The organism is Vibrio sp. QJM3NY_27, assembly GCF_057785955.1.
The window spans coordinates 425,119-445,075 of record NZ_CM173512.1 but is presented as its reverse complement, the minus strand read 5'-3'; the positions used below and the strand labels follow the sequence as shown (position 1 = coordinate 445,075).

The window sequence follows — 19,957 nt, the reverse complement described above, 5'->3', positions numbered from 1 at the left end:
AGAGGTAGGCTTATGATTACAATTAGAAAAGCGGCTGAGTCTGATGCTCAGGATATTTTCGATATTCGAAGCCGTGCCATTGTCGAGAAGTGCTCGGCTTATTACTCAGAAGAACAGCTGTCAATATGGACGCAGGGTGGAATGTCTGATGGATTCATAAGCGATGTAGTCCAAACCTTTCACGTTTCAGAAGTTGATGGTCGAGTGATTGGCAGCGGTAAGATCAACATCGAAACCGGTATGATTGATGCTATTTTTGTGGACCCAGATTTTTCCGGAAAAGGCGCAGCGAAGCAGATGTTGCAGTTCCTAGAAGAATTAGCGATTCAACACAACTTGCCGTTAATGAAGCTAGAATCGACCCTGAATGCTGCGGAATTTTATCGTTCGTGTGGTTTTATCGGTGATGAACTTTCCACTTATCACTCTCCTAGAGGTATTAGCCTCGACTGCATTCCGATGGAAAAGCCGTTAGTTGCTTAAATAAACAACACCAACGCCAGTTCTTGGTGCTGTTTTTACTTTCCTCTTACACTCTTTTTTAATATCGAACCTAGTATCAAATTTCTCTTTGTTATACAGGCAAGTCTCTCATTATGAAGAACTTCTTTGATAGCGAACTCATGCTCTCTAGCTCCTTGAATTTCGTTTTGCTATCACTAGGGCTAACGTTCCTTTTTCATCTTCCGATTTGGTGCGGGTTCAACTTGAGCCGACGCAAATGGAAGCTCATGGATTATTTATGGCCGTTCTTGGCGGGTATCGGCATGCTGGGTGCTGTTTCTGAAATTCGTGCATCGGTGGCTGGTGATTGGGTTGAAACCGAACAAACCAGAGCGGTGGCGATTTTAGAATCTGTTCAGCAGTTCTCTTTGGATAAATTAAGAAGTGATATCTGCACTGGTCAGCCGTCTTTAGATAATCATGCCCAGCACCATGAAGCGTGTTTGTGGTATTTGAATACGGCGATCACGTTCAAAGATGTCGATTTCACTTTGCTACCGAATGCATCGGATTTTACGGTCCCTGCGCCGAGCGTATCGCTGGTGGAAAGTGACGCCGTGTGGGTGGATGGCATGCTGAGTCAGTATGAGAAGCAGAAAAACCAGTACATAAAAACCAGAGAAGCGCAGGTGAAGCAGCCGCTAGAAAGCATCTTCTGGTATGTGAGTCCTTACTTAGTGTGTTTTGCTATTGCTTTACGTTTGACGAAAGTGACCGCAGAGCTCAAATTAGATAAGTGCGCATAGTTTGAGTTCCTATACCCAGATAGAAAAGGTGAAGTAATGAATGTGAGTGAGTTTTCTCGGTTGGTGGATTTGTCTGCCCACACGCTTCGCTACTATGAAAAAATAGGCTTGCTGAAAAATGTTCAGCGGAACAGTAGCGGCCATCGAGTCTATACATCGAAGGACGTCACTTGGATTGAGTTTGTGAAGCGGCTGAAAGACACCGCAATGCCACTGGATGAGATTTTAGAATACGCAAAGCTGAGGGAGTTAGGGCCAGAATCGACTTCTCAACGCCAAGTGTTGCTCGAACAACATCAACAGAATTTGCGAGCGCATATCGAAGAGCAGCAAAAGCACATGGCAGCGTTGGAAGAAAAAATTAGTTTGTATCGAGATGGAAAAGTCCGTTGACTTAGAGTCGACTCTAACTTGTAAGGTGTTCCTGTGAACTATAAATACAGGAACAGACTCATGAATCAATCACGTTTTGAAACTGGCTTAGAAAGACTTAATCATATCGACGGAGAAGCAGGGCAACAGGTTATCGAAAGCTTGCAAGACATTTGCCCTGATCTTGCCAAGTATACTATCGAGTATCCCTTCGGAGACATCTATTCACGCCCCGGTTTGGATTTGAAATCACGAGAGATCGCGACCGTCGCTGCCCTTACCGCACTCGGTAATTGTGCTCCTCAACTTAAGGTGCATTTGAATGCGGCACTCAATGTTGGATGCAGCGAGGAAGAGATTAAAGAAGTGATATTGCAGATGTCGGTCTACGCGGGATTCCCTTCGGCATTAAATGGCATGTTCGCATTTAAAGAGGTGCTTGCGGAGAGAAGCGCTAACGAATAAGCCTGACGCAAGAAAAGTAAGCCTTTCAAAGCCTAGCGTCAGTATGAATCACTGACGCTATTTTTTGTTTATGGCGATTTTTCAGTGGAGCTTTCATCTATTAGTTAGAAATAGACAGCTAACTCGACATAGACAGCGCGAACGACAGCAAGATCGGCAAGGTGACCACGCTCAGGAAGTTGCCGAACAACACCATAGACGCGACCTTGGGTGGCTCTACATTGAACCTTTCTGCAAACAGGTAGTTCATCACGGCGGGTGGCAGCATGGTGAACAACACCATCATTTGCAGGTGCAGCGTTGGCAGCGGAATAAAGAAGTAGATGATGGTAAAAGCGATGGCGCCCGTAAACAGCGATTGAGCGGTACACAGCAAGCCAACTTTTAATCCGCTAAGCCTCAAGTTGACCATTTGCGAACCTAGCGACAACAGCATGATTGGCACGGCAGCTTGCCCAAGCAGCGATGTGGCTTCGTAGATTGGATTCCATACAGCAATGCCAGATAGGTTCAACGTCATCGCTAATGCTGCGGCTAAGAAGATCGGCATCTTGAGGATCTGCTTGATCGGGTTGCCATCGCTTAATAGCGCCAAACCAACACTAATGTGTACACATGCCGATACCACAAACAGCAATACAGCAGGGGCTAATGCGCTCTCGCCAAAGGTATAAGTGAAAAGAGGAATGGCGAGGTTGCCACTGTTGCGAAACATGTGTGGCGGAGCCCAAGCTTTGAAGTTGAGCTTAAAGATCTTACAGATCGGAATCATCAACAATGCAGGCACTAGCACCGCGACCAAAGAGGCGGAGATGAGTGGCAGTTGTTCTGTGTCGAGGGGCATGGTGGTCAGCGATGCAAACACCAACGCAGGAATACAAACATCCATGTTGATGCGATTGATCGGTTTGAAATCGGGCTTAAGCCAACGACCGACCGCAAAGCCAGCACTGGCTAAAGCAAAAACGGGAAACAGAATGCTGACGACCTGTTCGAACATAGAAATCCTTTCTAGATTGGGTGCTTCCATTTAGCTGAGAAACGAATGTTTTAGAGAGACGCCAAACGAAGCATAAAGTCGATATGTATAAACATTAACCTATCAATATAATGACTTGGCGTCACCGAAGATCGTTGTCTGTGAGCGGTTAATTTATTATTTCTTTGAATGAAGCACAAAAAAGACCAGTGGCATCAGCAACTGGTCTTTAAAGGCTAGATAAATCTGGACGGATTATATAATTAACGACGGCTTGTCGCTGTCTAGCGATTGTTACTCGGTTTTAAGCCTAACTAACGAGCTTCTTGTAATCTTTGAAGTTCACATCGTAGGCCTTTTCGCCGTAGATGTAAGTCTCGCTAACGGTTCTGTCGTCACCCAAGCTCATCAATACAAACAGCTTCTCTTCAAGCTTGGTGGTTTGTTCCATTCTAAAGCGCATCAGCTGAGTTGCGTGTAGATCCAACACCACGAAATCCGCTTCTTTGCCGACTTCCAAGTTACCAATCTTGTCTTCTAAATGCAGTGAACGTGCACCGCCTAGAGTTGCCAAGAACAGTGATTTGGCTGGGTGCAGTTTCTCTTGTTGAAGCTGCATGATTTTGTACGCTTCACTCATTGTTTGCAGGATTGAGAAGCTGGTGCCTGCGCCTACATCAGTACCCACGCCGACACGAATACCGTGATCTTCCATCTCTGGTAATCGGAACAAACCCGAGCCTAAGAAAAGGTTAGAAGTTGGGCAGAAGGCGATGGCAGATTCAGTATCGGCAAGGCGTTTACATTCACAATCAGAAAGGTGAATACCATGAGCAAATACCGAACGTTTGTGCAGTAGGCCATAGTGGTCATACACATCCAAGTAGCTGTCGCGCTCTGGGAACAGCGATTTCACCCACTCGATCTCTTTCTCGTTTTCAGAAAGGTGAGTGTGCATGTACACATCTGGGTATTCTTCTAGCAGTTTACCCACTGTAGCAAGTTGTTCTGGTGTGCTGGTTGGTGCAAAACGAGGTGTCACCGCGTAAAGCAAACGGCCGCGGTTATGCCACTTTTCGATCAGCTCTTTTGAGTCTGTATAGCCAGATTCTGGTGTGTCAGTCAGGTAATCAGGAGCATTGCGATCCATCAGCACCTTACCCGCGATCATGCGTAGGTTACGTTTCTCGGCTTCTTCAAAGAACACGTTGACGGACTCTTTGTGTACCGTGCCAAATACGAGTGCAGTGGTGGTGCCGTTGCTTGCCAATTCGTCTAGGAATAACTTCGCCACTTTGTGTGCGTAAACCGGGTTTTTGAAGCGCTTTTCTTCTGGGAAGGTGTAGTTCTCTAACCAATCAAGAAGCTGCTCACCGTAAGACGCGATCATCCCTGTTTGAGGGTAGTGGATGTGCGTATCAATAAAGCCAGAGGTGATCAGCTTGTCTTTGTATTGTTTTACTTCGAGTGTTTTAGGTTGGCGAGCCAATACTTCGTCGGCATGGCCTAAGTCGACGACATGGCCGTTCTCAACCACTAAAACACCGTCTTCAAAATAGTCGTAAGACTCATCGATACCGACGTCTTTTGGGTCGGCGACGCTGTGTAAAATACTGGCGCGATAAGCTTTGCGTTGGGTTGTCATGTTTACTTCCTTTTAATGACTTCAGCGACTTTATGGCCACTGAAGCTTTGCGACTTTTATTAGGCGATCTTCTCTTCCAATGGTGGTTCGCCTACGTCGCTTGGTTGACTGTGTTGATCGGTCAAATCCTGATTTCGATATTGTTTGGTTGGGCGCTTTTGTTCAAGTGCTTGGCCTTGATAGTGTGCGATCAGTTCACCCGCAACCGATACTGCAATTTCCGCAGGATGTTTGCCATTCACCGCACTAATACCAATCGGGCAAAGCATAGTTTCGATTTGCTCTTGGCTATAGCCGCGTTGCTCTAAGCGGAAGTCGAACTTCTTGCGCTTAGTGAGCGAACCAATCATGCCGAAGTAACGGCTGTCTTCACGGTCTATAATCGCTTTGGTTAGGTCAAAATCGAGCTGGTGGTTGTGGGTCATCACTAGGTAATAGCTGTTCGGCGGCATGTGTTTCACTTCGCCAACCGGGTCATCTGAAACAAGCTTTTTCACACCATGTGGCAGCGTTTCAGGGAACACTTCTTCACGTTCATCAATCCAGGTCACACGGAAGGGCAGGGTTGCGACAATGTGCAGCAGCGCTTTGGCAACATGGCCTGCGCCGAACAGCACAAGGTGGTTCTGCTGAGTGCCAATCGGTTCGAAGCTTAACGTTGCTATTCCGCCACAACATTGGCCTAAACGAGCACCTAGGTTGAAGCGTTCCACTTTGAGTGATTTCTCGCTGGCAATCAGCATCTCGCGAGCCATTTTAGTGGCCACATGTTCAAGGTGACCACCACCAATCGTAGCGATGATTCGGTCACGAGTGACAAGCATTTTGGTGCCCGCATCGCGTGGAACGGAACCTCTGTCTTCGAGCACCGTCACCATTACACATGGCTCGTAGCTCTCTTCCAGTTTTGCCAGTTCGTGAATCCAATTATCCTTAAACATATGTCCTCCTAAATCCCTTTTTATGCTTCCTAAGCTATGTATAGGCGCCCTAAGCTATTTATTGCGATCTAAACGATCCACATGAGCCCTAAGCCGTTTCTGATTGAGCATCGACCGAGGTCGGAGTCGTTTCAGTCACTTCCTGAATCGCCATCAGAATACGCTCTGGCGTTGCAGGTGTGTTCAGCTTAGGAATCGCGCCATCGACAGCGACATAGCTAATGGCATCTTTCAGTGCGCTCCATACCGACATACCCAACATGAAAGGCGGTTCACCCACGGCTTTCGAGTTGAAGACGGTGTCTTCTGGGTTGTTACGGTTTTCTAAAAGGTGCGTTCTGAAATCAATTGGCATATCGGCAATGGCTGGGATTTTGTAGCTCGCAGGGCCATTGGTCATCAAGCGGCCTTGTTGGTTCCACACCAACTCTTCCGTCGTTAACCAACCGACACCTTGCACAAAGCCACCTTCCACTTGGCCGATATCAATAGCTGGGTTCAGTGAAGCACCTACGTCATGCAAAATATCGACACGCAGAATCTTGTTTTCACCGGTTAGGGTATCGATGATAACCTCTGAACAAGATGCTCCGTATGCGTAGTAGTAGAACGGACGACCGCGTGCTTTCTCGTGATCGTAATAGATCTTCGGAGTGCGGTAGAAACCAGTGCTCGACAGCGAGATTTGGTTAAACCAAGCCAGTTCAACAAACGAGTTGAAGGTCATGATCTCATCGCGAATCTGCACCATACCGTTCTTAAATATCACCTCTTCAGGCCACACTTTGAAGTGCGAAGAAGCGAAGTCAATCAGGCGCTGCTTAATGGTCATTGCGGCGTTTTGCGCGGCCTTACCGTTGAGGTCGGTGCCCGATGAGGCTGCGGTTGGTGATGTGTTCGGAACTTTGTCTGTGTTTGTAGCGGTGATCTGGATACGTTCGACATCGACTTGGAACTCCTGTGCAACGATTTGTGCCACTTTGATGTTCAAGCCTTGCCCCATTTCCGTACCACCGTGATTCAAATGAATACTGCCATCGGTGTAGATATGGATGAGCGCACCTGCTTGGTTCAAGAAAGTCGCAGTAAACGAGATGCCGAATTTCACGGGTGTGATAGCAAGGCCTTTCTTCAATATAGGGCTTTGCTTGTTGAACTCAGCGATTTCTTTACGACGTGCGTAATAGTCACTGCTGCGTTCAAGCTGTTCGGTTATCTCAGGTAAAAAGTTGTCTTCAACGGTTTGGTAGTAATGGGTCACGTTACGGCCTTCTTCGCCGTAGTAGTTCGCCTTACGTACTTCCAAAGGATCTTTTTTCAGGTAACGCGCAATCTCGTCCATGATGTGTTCGATGGTCATCATGCCTTGCGGGCCACCAAAGCCACGGTAAGCGGTATTCGATGCGGTGTTGGTTTTGCATCGGTGACCAACCACAGTTGCATCACCTAGATAATAGGCGTTGTCTGAGTGGAACATCGCTCGGTCGACGATAGAACTTGATAAGTCTGGCGAGTAACCACAGTTACCTGCAACGGTAATATCGGCACCTTGAATCACACCATTGTCGTCAAAACCGACCGTATATTGATTGTAGAACGGGTGGCGTTTACCGGTTTGCTGCATGTCTTCGTTACGTAGCAGACGCATTTTGGTTGGTCGTCCGGTGAGGTGAGCAATCACCGCGGCCATGCACGCTGGAGAGGCTGCTTGAGTCTCTTTACCCCCGAAACCACCACCCATACGACGCATATCAATCACGACTTTGTGCATAGGTACGCCAATCACTTCCGCAACCAGCTTTTGAACTTCAGTCGGGTTTTGGGTCGAGGTGTACACGATCATGCCACCATCTTCGGTTGGCATTACGCTACTGATTTGAGTTTCTAGGTAGAAGTGCTCTTGTCCGCCGATCTCTAGGTCACCAGAGATTACGTGTTTTGCTTTTGCCAATGCGGCTTCTGAGTCCCCACGTTGTTGAGTGTGGCTCTCTGTCACGAAGTGTTCTTTCTCTAGTGCTTCTTTTACATCAAGAATCGCGGGTAGTTCTTCGTATTCAATAATGGCTGCATGTGCGGCTTTACGTGCCGTTTCCAAATCGTTGGCAGCCACGGCAATCACAGGTTGGCCGTAGTATTCTACTTTGCCGTCTGCAAGCAGTGGGTCACCCGGTAGGATGGCACCGATATCTAGCTCACCCGGTACGTCTTTGGCTTGAATGGCAATCGCCACGCCTTCGAATTCGTAACACGGAGATAGGTCTATTTTGGTGATGTTGGCGTGTGCTTGCGTGCTCAGGCGTGCGTATACGTGCAGCTGATTGGGGAACTCAAGGCGGTCGTCAATGTATACCGCTTCGCCTGTGACTTGCTTGGCTGCACTGTCGTGTTTAACGCTTTTACCTACGCCAGTTTTTAGGTCTTGTTTTGCAATGGTAACCATCTCTTCGTGGGTCATCGCATTGCTCTTGTGGCCAGAGGAATTTGATTTAGACATAAGACGTTACCCTTGTTTCGATTTGGTTGTTTTTGTTCTGTCGTTCAATGAAGTAACGGCGCAACATATTGGCCGACGACAATGAACGGTATTCTTGGCTTGCACGGAAATCAGATAGCGGCTCAAAGTCGTTATACAGTTCCTGCATCGCTAACTTAATATTAGCGTCTGTCCACGGTTTGCCTAATAACGTATTTTCACAACGAGTTGCACGCTTAGGCGTTGCTGCCATACCGCCGAAAGCGATACGAGCGTAAGAAACCTTCCCATCTTCAATTTGAATATCAAACGCGCCACACACCGCAGAGATGTCGTCGTCTAAACGTTTCGACACTTTGTAAGCTCGGAAGCTGTCGTTGGTTGGCTTAGGAATGATGATCTGTTCGATGAATTCACTCTCTTTCTGCGCCGTCACTTTGTAGCTGATGAAGTAATCTTCAATCGGCATAGTGCGTGACTCGCCGCCGCAACGAAGTTTGATCTTCGCGTCGAGAGCAATCAGCAGAGGAGGGGTATCACCGATAGGCGAGGCATTCGCCACATTACCGCCAATGGTGCCTTGGTTACGCACTTGCAGTGACGCAAAGCGGTGCAGTAGCTCACCAAAATCTGGGTAGTGTTTTTTCAGTAGTGCGTAAGAGTCACTGATAGGTAGGTTGGCACCAATGATTAAGTCAGTGTCGGTTTCTTCGCATACTTTCATGTCTTCAACAAGGTTTACGCTGATCAGTGTTTCAATCTCGCGGTGGAACTGCGTTACTTCCAGTGCTAAATCCGTACCGCCAGCAACCAGCTTAGCGTTCGGGTGGGCTTGAAAAAGCTTGGCCAGCTCATCAGTGCTTTTCGGGGAGAAAGCGGTGAGGTGACCAAGGCGTAAGTTGGCTTCAGTGTCTTGAATACCTTCTAGCTTCTTGATGGTGTTGCGTTCAAGTTCTGCAAATTGGTCAATCAAAGGCTGGTCTGTTGAAAGCGACATCGCAGCATCAACAATTGGTCGGTAGCCAGTACAGCGACATAGGTTACCCGCCAGTGATTCCATGACGTCTTCTTTGCTCGCATCGGGTTTGTTCTTGCCTAGGGCAAACATCGACATGATGAAGCCCGGCGTGCAGTAACCACACTGTGAACCGTGAAAATCCACCACCGCTTTCTGCACCGGGTGCAAAGAGCGATCTCGGTTTTGTAGATCTTCTACCGTGATCAGTTGCTTGCCATGCAGCGCTGAAACGAACGTAAGGCAAGAGTTCACCGAGCGGTATTGCAACTGTCCATCAACCACTTCACCGAGAACTACCGTACATGCACCACAGTCACCCGACCCACAACCTTCTTTTGTACCCGTTTTATTCACCTTGGTACGAAGGTAGTTGAGCACTGTCATATTTGGCGACAGATTATCTTCACGTCTTATTTCCTGATTGAGCAAAAAAGTAATCAAGAGACCTCCTTGTAAATCGACATATTTCCATGTGTATTCTTTTTGACTTCTAGGTCAATAATTATCCATCCTGACCCTGTGGTCAACTATTTATTTACAAAAATGCAACAAATGGTCTTGTCGGGTGATTGTGTACAATTTATTTTTGACTGTAGTTGCCTGTTTTATAAGGGGTTGAATTGAAGGTGAACAGTTTCTGGCGTGAATGAATTGATAGCTATGTATACAAGATAAAGGCGGGGTTTATGGCACAGTTGGAAGTGATTTTATAGAGGCTAAGATCGTTGTTGAGGCTAGAATAGGCAGTGTTTTAGATGGGTGTGAGCCGATCGTCGTCTTTATTTTTAGGGGAGGGGGCATAAAAAAGAGAAGTAAACGCAGAGGCTTACTTCTCTCCAATTTTGTTAACAAAAAGCTGTTAACAAGAAGTTGTTGAATGATGGTTATTAATCGCTTGTTGAATCTTCTATGACTTGCTCTTAAGCAGATCTGAGAACACTACATGCAGGTCACTAGAAGCTGTGCTGCTGTCTAGGTTGAGCTTTGAACGGATGTGGCTTAGGTGTTCCTGCATCAATTCTACTGCTTGTTGTTCGTTACCTGACTCAATTGCATCCAGTAAGCCTGAGTGTTCGTCTAGCGAACAGTTCGAGTGGTTACCTGTCTCGTATTGAGCGATCAACAGTGAGGTTTGCGATACCAAGCTGCGTTGAAAAGCGAGCAGTGGTGCATTCTCTGCCATTTCAGCCAGTTTGATGTGAAACTCGCCAGACAATCGCAAGCCAGAACCGTAATCACCTTGGTCAAAGGCACAGTTCTCTTTCGCGACTAATTTTCTGCACTCTTCTATCTGTGCTTTGGTGGCGTTTTTCACCGCCAGCTCAGTGATAGCAATCTCCATCACTTCGCGCGCTTTAAAAATTTGTTTGGCTTCATCCACTGTTGGGGCGGCAATCATTGCGCCTCGGTTCGGGCGGATCACCACAACTTGTTCTAAAGAAAGACGCAGTAAGGCACGACGGATAATTGTACGGCTAACGCTAAAAATTTCTGCTAGGGCTTCTTCGCTTAATTTGGTGGCTGGTGGCAGCCTTTGTTCTAGTATCGCGTCGAAGATATGGCAGTAAACAACATCGTCTTGAGTCTGGCCTGTGACTTTAGTTTTTACACCTTTGGAGACAGAGTTTTTGAGAACTGTCATAGAGATAAGGGCCCTTGTTTAGTCGGATAGGGTTAATCGAGAATAATTCATGAGTGCTACCCTACATTGTATACACTTATCTATACAATGCCACCGAGTGAAAGTGCGATGTACGCTTGTTTGTTAATGACTTATAACATTTAGTTTGCGAGGAACTGTGTGCAATCTTTAGCTTTAAGCCATTTTCAATCCAACTAAACGCGATTATCACCACAGCTGTATGCAACGATCTGACTTATTTCACTCAGGCTACGCCCTGATTGTTGTTGCCATTCGTTGAAGGCTTTACCCGCTGCCAGTTGTGCTCGCTTGGTGTTACGGCCGCTATCGACAACATCTGTGCTGCGCAGGTGAGCTTCAACGTCCGAAGACAAGATAAAGGTGTCTTTGCCCATTTGGCGCAAGGTGTAGGCACCAGTATTACCACCTAGTCGCTTGCCGTGTTTTTTCAGGTAATCCCAAAGTTCTGTGATGCGCTCTGATGGCCAGTCGGCAACCATTTGTGAGAATGAATCGGCTTCACGCTTGGCGTTGTGGATCATGGTGGCATTGGCAGGGATGGTCATCACCTTAGTCAGGTGGCGAATAATACGCGGGTCTTGTGCTTTCTGTTCCCACATATCATTCGGCAGCATCAGCATCTTTTCGATATTGAATTCAAAGAACACCTCTTCAAATTGCGGCCATTTCTTTCTTACTACATTCCATGAAATGCCACACTGGAATACCTTTTCAGTAAAGGCGGCCAGCCAGCGGTCGTCGGTGATTTGTGATAGCTCGGCTTGTGACAGTGGCGCACGGACAATCTTTTCGAGTTCGGCCGCTCCGCCTTTACGGTGAGCCGCACGTTGATAAATGGTGTCGAATTTTTCTTGGGTCATTGAAGGTTCCAAATTACATCTGTGTATCTTGAGTGGTCTAGCCAATGCTTAATGATATGGGGTCAAATCTGGCAATTAAAACAATTCTGTTAACTAAAGTAAGTCTGATAATTAAAACAAACTAGCCGAGCTTTAATTCCATTTGATACAAGGGCCAGGTTTTGCCATTGAATTCTTTCACGCTTGGTTCTTTGTCTACCACTTGAAAGCCCGCTTTGTCGTAGCAGCGCTTTGCGCCGATATTCTGTTGAAAGACCGCTAAGCTGATGGTGGTGACATCAGGAATTTCTTTCGCTGCTTCTAATGCACTTTCTATCATGGATTGCCCAAGCCCTTTACCACGTTGGTTTGGGTGAATTGCAACTCGGCAGAAACGAAGTTCATTGTCTGACATGCGCTGAAATTCCATAAAGCCAAGCAAGTCGTCGGTATTCGATTTCGCGTTCGATTCAAAGTATGACTTAGATGCAGAGAAGGTATATAGCTCGACATGTGGCTCTTGTGATCGTTCGATGATCGAGGTTGCTTTTAACGGCCAACCAAATGTTCGCCCACCCCACAGCACGTAGTCTTCTAGGGATGTAAACCAAGTGACGATCTCTTCAGCGTCGGATGCTTTAAAGCGGTTTATTTCCATATCCTTCTCTCTTCCTTATCGCGTGTCTCTTTTTTAAGCCGTTAAACTTCGGCGCCCAATTGTTCAAGAAAGCCACGCATGTAGTCGGTGCGCTTGTTCGCTTCTAATTTGGCGGATTCTGTATTCATTGTTTCAGCCAACTTAAATAGCTTCACGTAGAAATGGTCGACGCTGTAATGCTTGTCATCCAACTCACGTTGCTTCGCAAACGGGTCTTGATGGTTATAGAGTTCAGCGTTAAAGCTTTGGCCGACGTACAGGCAGCGTGCAATGCCAATTGCGCCGAGAGAATCAAGTCGATCTGCATCTTGGACTATTTGCGCTTCCAAGGTTTCAGGTGTGATATTGGCGCTGTAGCTGTGTGTAACAATGGCATGATGGATCTCATCCAGATAGGATGTTGGGTAGTCGATAGATTTGAGATAAGAGATGGCCTTGTCTGCTGCCATCTGTGAGCTTTGGGCTCTGTCTGGATGGTTCTTAGGAAAGGTGAAGCAATCGTGAAGGTAAGCGGCGGGTAGAACGACTTCAAGCTTAGCCTGTTCTTGAGCACACAAAGCTTTCGCGGTTTTGACTACGCGCTTGATGTGGCTGATGTCGTGCGCCGCATCTTGTATCATTTCTTGTTTTGCAAAATCAAGCAGTTGGCTTTCAAATTTTTCTATCACGCGTCCCTTTCTCCATTTTTAGACGTTATCAATGTTGCTTATCGATCAGTGTCGTTTCATATCGACTGTAACAGTTTCAAGCGCGAGTTTTTATCTTTTATAAAAGGAATATCAACAAAAAAACCGACTCTGTGAGTCGGCTTAATAGAGAGGCTTGTCTACGTATTTTAGGACGAGACCGATAAAAGCATTATCAACAGAAGTGAGAGCCTAAGCAGCGGCTTGTTGAAGCTGTGCTAACACATGGTGCAGGGAAGGGCTGATCGTGTGACCAAGGGCTTTGACTTCATCGCAAGGCTCAACCAGATCTGGGATCTGGAAACTGATCATGTTTGCAGCCATCGACGCGCGAATACCGTTGTTTGAATCTTCAAACGCGAGGCAGGTTTCAGGGGCAACACCTAGGCGCTCAGCCGCTAGCAGGTAGATCTCTGGGTGAGGCTTACCATGAGTCACTTCACAGCCAGTGCTTAACGAGGTGAAATAAGAATCTAGGCCAGCCAGTTCAAGCTTCTTCTTCGCGATATCAAGCTGAGTCGAGGTTGCCACCGCGATTGGAATATCGTTCGATTTGAGCCACTCAAGAAGTTCGATGACGCCATCTTTTACTGGGATCGCTTGGTGCTTAACAATTGCACTGTAGCGAGTTCGCCATTCGTTGTTCAGCGCTGGGTAATCTAACCCTTCACCGTAGCCATTTCTAAAGATCTGTTCGATGGTTTTTGCGTTACAGCCAATGATGCCTAGGTAGACATCTTGCAAAAACGGAACACCTTGCGCGTGACATGCTTCTTCAAAAACCTGCATACAAAGTCGCTCGGTGTCGAGCAGCAGTCCATCCATATCAAAAATAGCAGCTTGAAAATTCATATCCGTGGTTCTTTATGTGTTGTCGTCGTGAGGGCGAGTATTTTGACATAGTGCCTGGAGATAGGCGAGTCAGTGTTCAGTAAGAATATGCCGAATTGTCTCGGTAATATGCTTCTAGATGAGGAGAAACCTGATTAACTTGCGTTGGAATAATATCGTTCAGTTATGAGTCTGATGTTTGATAGGCCATGCGGTTCTAACAGACACAATAATGGTTATCGTACATAACAACTTTAGGTCGAGCTTCTGATTTACTATTACAATTCATAAACTTACAGGCTTGGTAGCGTGACCATAATCTTATAAAAAACAATTTGCGTGAGCCTGCAATGATAGTGTGACCAAGGAATAAGTAAATGGCTGAGCTAAAGGACAAAATATAATTAGTCCATATTTTTAGCAAGGTTGCTTATGTTGTATTTCGAGTTTCTATTTTTATTAGTCGTACTTTATATCGGGTCTCGGTATGGCGGTATCGGCTTAGGTGTTGTTTCTGGGATTGGCTTGGTTATCGAGGTGTTTGTCTTCAAGATGCCACCAACGTCTCCACCTGTCACCGTAATGTTGATCATTCTCGCCGTTGTGACTTGTGCTTCGATCCTCGAAGCGGCGGGTGGCTTGAAATACATGCTTCAAGTTGCGGAAAGGGTACTGAGAAAGAACCCGAAACGCGTCACCTTGATAGCACCGTTCGTGACTTACTCGATGACTTTCCTATTGGGTACTGGCCACGCGGTTTACTCAATCATGCCAATCATCGGCGATGTTGCGTTGAAGAATGGTATTCGTCCTGAGCGTCCAATGGCAGCGGCATCAGTGGCGTCTCAGCTAGCGATTACGGCTTCTCCAATCTCGGCTGCAGTGGTGTATTACCTCGCGCAACTTTCCGATGTCCAACACTCCATTACTCTGCTTTCCATTTTGATGGTGACGGTTCCTGCAACGCTGTTCGGCACACTTTTACTTTCTCTATATAGCTTGAAACGCGGTAAAGAGCTGAACGACGATCCTGATTATCAAGCACGTCTAAAAGATCCTGAGTGGAAAAAACGCATCGAGAACACGACGGCGACGTCCTTGGATGAAGTGCTTCCAACTTCGGCTCGTAATGCCGTGTTGATTTTCCTACTTTCAATTGTCGTGATTGTTATCGTGGCGATGGTGCCTGAGATCAGAACTATCGTAGACGGCGACAAGCCAATCAAGATGTCGGTAATCATCCAAATGATGATGCTCTGTTTCGGCGGTATCATCTTGCTGGCAACCAAAACTGACCCACGTGATGTACCAAACGGCGTGGTATTCAAATCGGGTATGGTGGCGGCGATTGCTATCTTCGGTATCGCTTGGATGTCGGATACTTACTTCCAATACGCAATGCCTCAGTTCAAGTCTGGCATCGTGGAAATGGTAACGAATTACCCATGGACGTTTGCACTAGCGCTATTCATTGTATCGGTTGTGGTGAACTCGCAAGCAGCAACGGCACGTATGATGTTACCTGTTGGCCTTGGCTTAGGATTAGATCCAGCACTGCTTATCGGCTTAATGCCAGCAGTTTATGGCTACTTCTTCATCCCGAACTATCCATCAGACATCGCAACGGTTAACTTCGATGTCTCTGGCACCACCAAGATTGGTAAGTGGTACTTCAACCACTCATTCATGTCGGTGGGTTTAATCGGTGTAGTAGGTGCATGTTGTTTAGGCTACGCACTGGCACAGATTTTTATCGCTTAACCTGTTAACTAAGTAAAACGAAAAACAGCGCCTATTTGGGCGCTGTTTTTGTTTGTACTGTATTAATTCACTACTCTGCTTCGAAGTTAGGTTTCGAATCTAAAGCAATATTAACGTGGCTCAAAAGCCAAAGACTGAATCGCTTCTTCGATCGTTAGGAAGTGGATCTTCATCAGGCACACTTCTGCTTTCTGGAACTCGTGATTTCGAATCAGTTTGGTCACGTTTTCAACCGAATACTGGTCTGCTCGTTTCGCTAGAGACAGTTGGTTTGAGCTCGATTGAAGTGCGTAGCTGTCGCCTTCAGAATCGATGAGGTAATCCTCTTCGCCCAAAATCATGTCTGAGCATTCGGCTTGAAAATCTTGTTCGGACGCGACGTAAATAAGCTCATCGTCACCGTCGAGTTTTACCAAAGATGGCCAACTGATCATTACTGCCTCTAAATCATGTATGTTGAAGTTTGATTTCCGACTATAAACACTTTTCGTTGATGGATCATCTCTAACCTCTAACCTCTAACGACTCGAACGTTACTTACTTAGAGATCGACCCAACGGCGCGAAATAACCTTGAAGCGATTCATAAATCTCTTTGCGATGCTTGAGGTCTGGATAGAGAGGGAACATATCCGGCTTGGTCGTGCCATCGACTAAGTAAGAATTCTCGATATCTGAACAGGATTCAATCGTAGCTTCAAAGGCTCGCGCCATCATTTCTGTTGGTAGTGAGAAGTAACGGGCAGACGTTGCCTTGTCTGCAATGACACTGCGTGCAACGTAGTCGTGTTTATCTAGGTTGTTGTCACTGAGTAGTGTGGCATCGAACACTGACATCAAACTTTCGTTTAATGGATGAGGTCGCACCTTTCTATCGTGTAACCAACAGTCACTGGCGAACAAGATGTGTTTTCGAGGGCCGGACATATCACCAATCTCAAACGCCTTTTCGGCAATGTAATGGTCAAACGCATGCCAAAACTCGTGGGCTAATGCACCGGCGCCAGCGTTCTTGGCGAGGGCTAGCTCTCGTTGGTTCGGTGCGTAGTGTGCTTGCACACCTTTCCTACCACCACTGCCAAAGGCTAAGCCTAACGTGCCGCGCAGGCCAATCGCTTCTGGAGGTAGAGCCAAGATGTAAGCCAAGTCTGCCAGCGAGTCGAATATCAGGTTCGCAGCGAGCTCTTTCTCTTCTTTAGAAACCCAAGCTCCCACGCGAATGCTGCCCATACCGAAGGTCTGTTTGATGTCCATGAAAGACACCTGATCGCCATGTCGGTAGTCTGGGCCTTTGCGTGTTTTGTATTTAAAGTGAGTTAACTTCAAAGGGGGACCTTGGGAACAGAATTAAGATTGAGTGAGATGCTCTTGAAGGATGCATACCGTTTAGTTGCGTCCTTATGAATCCTTTTTTTGAGCTGCCTCTCTTGGAGTCAAAGAAAGTTAGCACTTTTGACGGAAAATTACCGAACAAAATGAGTTAGATTGAGTTCAAAAGCTTCCCATGAAGTTGGGTTACCTTCACGAGTCAGCGGAAACAAAGGTTCATGTGGTTTGGCATAACTTAAACGATGCAGCCTTTGAGTGACATGGTAGCTATCCAGTCCTGAAATCGTGACCAAGTCCAACGCTTCTAAATCAAGGTAGCCATCCGGCATCATGGCGCGTTTTGGCGCGTGAATCGTAATAACTTCACCAATCAACATTTGAGTTTGATTACTTTCTATTGTGATTTGTTCTTTGAAGGCCAAACCTATTTTTAAAGGGCTTTCTAAGACAAACGGAGCAGGGAACACATTGTCGTAATAAGGTGTGAGACCGACCGCGTTGAATTCTGAGATTGGTTTAGGGTAGCGAGCCGATGTTTGATGCGCCTTTCTAACAAAATCGGCACCAATACTATTAATCGTGAAGTGCTTAGTTTCTAGAATATTCTCTAGCGTGTGGCGGCGACTTTCGCAGGGGCGAACGATAAAACCAAACAGTGGTGGGTTCGATCCTAAATGAACTACCGAGCTGATAACAGCAAGGTTATCGAACCCCTGTTTGTCACAGGTACCAATAAGGTTGGCGCTTTTGAACCCTGACAGAGAGTTAATCAATCGAGTACGATGCCTCTGATCCATTGTTTGCAGATCATGTTTCGAAAGGCTGATGTCCTTCATATCTTCTCTTCTTCTCATTTTTGTTTATCACAAACTTGCTTACTAACGGATCAATATGTACGCAGTATCACTTTCTATCGATCAACGGGTTTGCCCTGAATAGCTATGTGGCACTGGTTTCGTCGGTATTTTTGCGAAACAGGTGCTTCTTTAAAGTGTGATTTTTTATGTGGTGCAAACTATTTGCATAGATTTACGCACTTTGACGTCCCTTTACATTCAAGAAACTAAAGTAAAGTTATAGTCTTTGAGAGCGCGAAAACATGAAAACAGTCCGCAATATCATCTGGGCAATGATTGCCACAATGTCAGCCTTTTGGTTTGCGATGGAACCGCAACTCTTCGCTTCAAACAATGTATTTGAATGGCGCTCCGCCATGATTCAGTACTCGGGTATTTTGTCTCTGATGTTAATGTCCATCACCATGATCTTGGCGATGCGTTTGCCTATGGTTGAGAATTGGCTCAACGGCATGGATAAAGCGTATCGAGTCCACAAATGGTTGGGTATTGGTGGCGTTGCACTGGGTGTGACACACTGGTTGTGGTACCAGATCCCTAAGTGGCTAGTGACGTCTGGAGTGTTGGCGAAACCTGTTCGCCATGATGGTTCTGGCCCGGCAAGAACTTTGTCTGGTTGGGAAGCGTGGGTCAATGGGCTACACGGTTTCGCTGAAAATATTGGCGAGTGGGGTTTCTATCTATTGCTTGTTTTACTGGTGGCGTCGTTGTGGGTGGCAGTGAAATACAAACCGTTTAAATTGTCACATCGCTTGATGTCTGTCGCGTATCTGTTGATCGCATTTCACTCGGTATTACTGCTCAAACATGCCTATTGGGGCCAGCCTATTTATTACCTAACGTTGGCTTTTGCTTTGGTTGGTTCTATCGCGGCGATTTACAGTTTGTTGGGTTTTGTAGGGCGTCGTAATCGTCACTCTGCTGCTGTTTCTTCCACTCGTTATTTTCCACAAGCTGAAGTGATGGAGTTGGTGCTAAAGCCCGATACATCTTGGCGAGGACACAAAGCAGGGCAGTTTGCGTACTTACGCTTTGGCAATGAAGACCCGCATCCGTTTACCATTGTTTCGGGCAGCAAAGATTCAGAATTACGCTTCTTGATTAAAGAGTTGGGTGACTTTACTAATAGTCTTTATGAACGAGTAAATGCGGGCGATGCGGTCACGGTGGAAGGGCCTTATGGTCGACTTGAGTTTGACCTAAGTAAGCCACAAATTTGGATTGCAGGTGGTGTCGGGATAGCGTCGTTTTTTGCAACGCTTGAAGCGCTCAAAACAGAGAAGACTCACTCTCACATCGAGCTGTTCTATTGTACTCGTGGTGTCGATGAGCATTTGGTGGATGAGTTATGGCACCTTGCATATCAAGTCGGAGTGAAGTTGAACGTGATAGATACTTTACATTCACCTCGATTAAACGCTGAACATATCGCTCACCAGTGTGGTGATTTAAACGATTATGAACTGTATTTTTGCGGGCCAGAGTTGTTCTCAACATCGCTTAAAAAAGAACTCGATGCGTACAAGTTCAATGTTGACCAGAATTATCACGAAGAGCTGTTTGTGATGCGTTAAAAAGACCGAATGAGGTATCAATAGCGTCAAGTTTGGCTCTTCGTTGCGGGGTTAAGGCAGCGGTTTGATTTGGCGTTATTGATACTTAACGACAAGCTCTAATTAAAAAGGCAAAAGTTACTCAATTTTTTATTGCAGCGGTTTGCTATTGAGCGATACCATGTACGGCTGTTTTATTGGTAAAGATTGCAAAATGTCAGATGAAAAGCTCGCGCTAGAGTGGATGCGTCAACAAGCGCATAGAATTGATCCATATGTTATAAATCCATCATTTGATGAGTGTGTCGAACTGCTTGAACCTGCTTTCAAAAAAGGGAAAAGTGTCGCGCAGCTAAAATATCTATTATCAGAAGCGGATCGCCGAGCTGGCGCTGCCGAGCGTAAACACGCCGCTTTAAAGTTCGCCAAAGAAAAAAGCCCAAAGGCAGGCCAAAACCTTCGCCTTCAAAGCAAGCTTCAACAAGTTCAGTTGGCATTAAAGTTAGCGACGGGCGATAACAACATGACCATATCGCAGTTTTGTTCTGAGTATGACGTCAGTAAGCGTGACGGCAACGTAGCGTGGAATGAAAAGCTGGTTGAGCAGAATAAAAAAAAATAACGCATTCAATATTTCA

Annotated in this window: 20 protein-coding genes; 7 read left to right on the top strand and 13 right to left on the bottom strand. The window is 46.3% G+C overall.

What is annotated here, in order from left to right; translation table 11 throughout:
* Positions 1-12: 12 nt before the first annotated feature.
* The 4 genes from AC3CIA_RS17915 to AC3CIA_RS17900 all read left to right on the top strand — a co-directional run bounded on the left by AC3CIA_RS17915 (position 13) and on the right by AC3CIA_RS17900 (position 2,087).
* Entirely contained in the window at positions 13-483 is a 471-nt protein-coding gene (locus AC3CIA_RS17915; protein ID WP_488519417.1) for a GNAT family N-acetyltransferase, read from the top strand.
* A 248-nt stretch (positions 484-731) separates the two neighbouring features.
* Complete coding sequence (locus AC3CIA_RS17910; protein WP_054546204.1) at positions 732-1,250, top strand: hypothetical protein; 519 nt, start codon at positions 732-734, stop codon at positions 1,248-1,250.
* Between the two features lie 36 nt (positions 1,251-1,286).
* Positions 1,287-1,643 (top strand): MerR family transcriptional regulator, encoded by a 357-nt coding sequence (locus tag AC3CIA_RS17905; protein WP_488519416.1) that lies wholly within the window; start codon positions 1,287-1,289, stop codon positions 1,641-1,643.
* A 60-nt stretch (positions 1,644-1,703) separates the two neighbouring features.
* Positions 1,704-2,087: a carboxymuconolactone decarboxylase family protein gene (locus AC3CIA_RS17900; RefSeq protein ID WP_488519415.1), complete on the top strand. Its 384-nt coding sequence runs from the start codon at positions 1,704-1,706 to the stop codon at positions 2,085-2,087.
* Between the two features lie 118 nt (positions 2,088-2,205).
* Here AC3CIA_RS17900 and AC3CIA_RS17895 read toward each other — a convergent pair whose 3' ends face one another.
* The 10 genes from AC3CIA_RS17895 to AC3CIA_RS17850 all read right to left on the bottom strand — a co-directional run bounded on the left by AC3CIA_RS17895 (position 2,206) and on the right by AC3CIA_RS17850 (position 13,841).
* Positions 2,206-3,087 (bottom strand): AEC family transporter, encoded by an 882-nt coding sequence (locus AC3CIA_RS17895; RefSeq protein ID WP_171312221.1) that lies wholly within the window; start codon positions 3,085-3,087, stop codon positions 2,206-2,208.
* A gap of 289 nt (positions 3,088-3,376) precedes the next feature.
* The gene (gene guaD / locus AC3CIA_RS17890; RefSeq protein WP_488519414.1) at positions 3,377-4,711 is read right to left on the bottom strand and encodes a guanine deaminase; all 1,335 of its coding nucleotides are present in this window, start codon (positions 4,709-4,711) and stop codon (positions 3,377-3,379) included.
* A 59-nt stretch (positions 4,712-4,770) separates the two neighbouring features.
* Positions 4,771-5,652: a xanthine dehydrogenase accessory protein XdhC gene (gene xdhC / locus AC3CIA_RS17885; protein WP_488519413.1), complete on the bottom strand. Its 882-nt coding sequence runs from the start codon at positions 5,650-5,652 to the stop codon at positions 4,771-4,773.
* A gap of 88 nt (positions 5,653-5,740) precedes the next feature.
* Positions 5,741-8,146: a xanthine dehydrogenase molybdopterin binding subunit gene (gene xdhB / locus AC3CIA_RS17880; RefSeq protein WP_488519412.1), complete on the bottom strand. Its 2,406-nt coding sequence runs from the start codon at positions 8,144-8,146 to the stop codon at positions 5,741-5,743.
* Complete coding sequence (xdhA, locus tag AC3CIA_RS17875) at positions 8,139-9,584, bottom strand: xanthine dehydrogenase small subunit (protein WP_488519411.1); 1,446 nt, start codon at positions 9,582-9,584, stop codon at positions 8,139-8,141. The genes xdhB and xdhA overlap by 8 nt, the downstream gene beginning before the upstream one ends.
* Before the next feature lie 466 nt (positions 9,585-10,050).
* Entirely contained in the window at positions 10,051-10,785 is a 735-nt protein-coding gene (locus tag AC3CIA_RS17870) for a GntR family transcriptional regulator (protein ID WP_017075215.1), read from the bottom strand.
* A 194-nt stretch (positions 10,786-10,979) separates the two neighbouring features.
* Complete coding sequence (locus tag AC3CIA_RS17865) at positions 10,980-11,666, bottom strand: DNA-3-methyladenine glycosylase I (RefSeq protein WP_488519410.1); 687 nt, start codon at positions 11,664-11,666, stop codon at positions 10,980-10,982.
* A 121-nt stretch (positions 11,667-11,787) separates the two neighbouring features.
* Entirely contained in the window at positions 11,788-12,303 is a 516-nt protein-coding gene (locus AC3CIA_RS17860) for a GNAT family N-acetyltransferase (RefSeq protein WP_488519409.1), read from the bottom strand.
* Between the two features lie 41 nt (positions 12,304-12,344).
* Positions 12,345-12,971 carry an HD domain-containing protein gene (locus AC3CIA_RS17855; protein ID WP_488519408.1) on the bottom strand — a complete coding sequence of 209 codons (627 nt, stop codon included), beginning with the start codon at positions 12,969-12,971 and terminating at the stop codon, positions 12,345-12,347.
* Positions 12,972-13,181: 210 nt separating this feature from the next.
* Positions 13,182-13,841, bottom strand: coding sequence for an HAD family hydrolase (locus AC3CIA_RS17850; protein WP_017075212.1), 660 nt, complete (start codon positions 13,839-13,841; stop codon positions 13,182-13,184).
* 411 nt (positions 13,842-14,252) lie between these two features.
* On the opposite strand from AC3CIA_RS17850, the gene AC3CIA_RS17845 reads away from it, so the two are divergent.
* A complete protein-coding gene (locus AC3CIA_RS17845; protein ID WP_029225082.1) occupies positions 14,253-15,581 on the top strand; it encodes an anaerobic C4-dicarboxylate transporter in 1,329 nt (442 codons plus the stop codon).
* Between the two features lie 110 nt (positions 15,582-15,691).
* Here the strand turns inward: AC3CIA_RS17845 and AC3CIA_RS17840 are convergent, their stop codons facing one another.
* The 3 genes from AC3CIA_RS17840 to AC3CIA_RS17830 all read right to left on the bottom strand — a co-directional run bounded on the left by AC3CIA_RS17840 (position 15,692) and on the right by AC3CIA_RS17830 (position 17,745).
* Positions 15,692-16,015 (bottom strand): DUF4144 domain-containing protein, encoded by a 324-nt coding sequence (locus tag AC3CIA_RS17840; protein ID WP_488519407.1) that lies wholly within the window; start codon positions 16,013-16,015, stop codon positions 15,692-15,694.
* 99 nt (positions 16,016-16,114) lie between these two features.
* Positions 16,115-16,906, bottom strand: coding sequence for a CLCA_X family protein (locus AC3CIA_RS17835; protein WP_488519406.1), 792 nt, complete (start codon positions 16,904-16,906; stop codon positions 16,115-16,117).
* A 137-nt stretch (positions 16,907-17,043) separates the two neighbouring features.
* Entirely contained in the window at positions 17,044-17,745 is a 702-nt protein-coding gene (locus AC3CIA_RS17830; protein WP_341634440.1) for a flavin reductase family protein, read from the bottom strand.
* Positions 17,746-18,008: 263 nt separating this feature from the next.
* Here AC3CIA_RS17830 and AC3CIA_RS17825 point away from each other — a divergent pair, with 263 nt between their 5' ends.
* Positions 18,009-19,340 carry a ferredoxin reductase family protein gene (locus tag AC3CIA_RS17825; RefSeq protein WP_488519405.1) on the top strand — a complete coding sequence of 444 codons (1,332 nt, stop codon included), beginning with the start codon at positions 18,009-18,011 and terminating at the stop codon, positions 19,338-19,340.
* Between the two features lie 193 nt (positions 19,341-19,533).
* Positions 19,534-19,941 (top strand): hypothetical protein, encoded by a 408-nt coding sequence (locus tag AC3CIA_RS17820; protein WP_065206759.1) that lies wholly within the window; start codon positions 19,534-19,536, stop codon positions 19,939-19,941.
* The last annotated feature ends 16 nt before the right edge of the window (positions 19,942-19,957 follow it).

Coding starts and splice junctions, on each gene's coding strand:
- AC3CIA_RS17820 (WP_065206759.1), top strand. CDS start 19,534: ATGTCAGATGAAAAGCTCGCGCTAGAGTGGATGCGTCAACAAGCGCAT.
- AC3CIA_RS17865 (WP_488519410.1), bottom strand. CDS start 11,666: ATGACCCAAGAAAAATTCGACACCATTTATCAACGTGCGGCTCACCGT.
- AC3CIA_RS17845 (WP_029225082.1), top strand. CDS start 14,253: ATGTTGTATTTCGAGTTTCTATTTTTATTAGTCGTACTTTATATCGGG.
- AC3CIA_RS17830 (WP_341634440.1), bottom strand. CDS start 17,745: ATGAAGGACATCAGCCTTTCGAAACATGATCTGCAAACAATGGATCAG.
- AC3CIA_RS17860 (WP_488519409.1), bottom strand. CDS start 12,303: ATGGAAATAAACCGCTTTAAAGCATCCGACGCTGAAGAGATCGTCACT.
- AC3CIA_RS17825 (WP_488519405.1), top strand. CDS start 18,009: ATGAAAACAGTCCGCAATATCATCTGGGCAATGATTGCCACAATGTCA.
- AC3CIA_RS17840 (WP_488519407.1), bottom strand. CDS start 16,015: ATGATCAGTTGGCCATCTTTGGTAAAACTCGACGGTGACGATGAGCTT.
- AC3CIA_RS17905 (WP_488519416.1), top strand. CDS start 1,287: ATGAATGTGAGTGAGTTTTCTCGGTTGGTGGATTTGTCTGCCCACACG.
- AC3CIA_RS17895 (WP_171312221.1), bottom strand. CDS start 3,087: ATGTTCGAACAGGTCGTCAGCATTCTGTTTCCCGTTTTTGCTTTAGCC.
- AC3CIA_RS17900 (WP_488519415.1), top strand. CDS start 1,704: ATGAATCAATCACGTTTTGAAACTGGCTTAGAAAGACTTAATCATATC.
- AC3CIA_RS17850 (WP_017075212.1), bottom strand. CDS start 13,841: ATGAATTTTCAAGCTGCTATTTTTGATATGGATGGACTGCTGCTCGAC.
- AC3CIA_RS17910 (WP_054546204.1), top strand. CDS start 732: ATGGATTATTTATGGCCGTTCTTGGCGGGTATCGGCATGCTGGGTGCT.
- AC3CIA_RS17870 (WP_017075215.1), bottom strand. CDS start 10,785: ATGACAGTTCTCAAAAACTCTGTCTCCAAAGGTGTAAAAACTAAAGTC.
- xdhC (WP_488519413.1), bottom strand. CDS start 5,652: ATGTTTAAGGATAATTGGATTCACGAACTGGCAAAACTGGAAGAGAGC.
- AC3CIA_RS17915 (WP_488519417.1), top strand. CDS start 13: ATGATTACAATTAGAAAAGCGGCTGAGTCTGATGCTCAGGATATTTTC.
- xdhB (WP_488519412.1), bottom strand. CDS start 8,146: ATGTCTAAATCAAATTCCTCTGGCCACAAGAGCAATGCGATGACCCAC.
- guaD (WP_488519414.1), bottom strand. CDS start 4,711: ATGACAACCCAACGCAAAGCTTATCGCGCCAGTATTTTACACAGCGTC.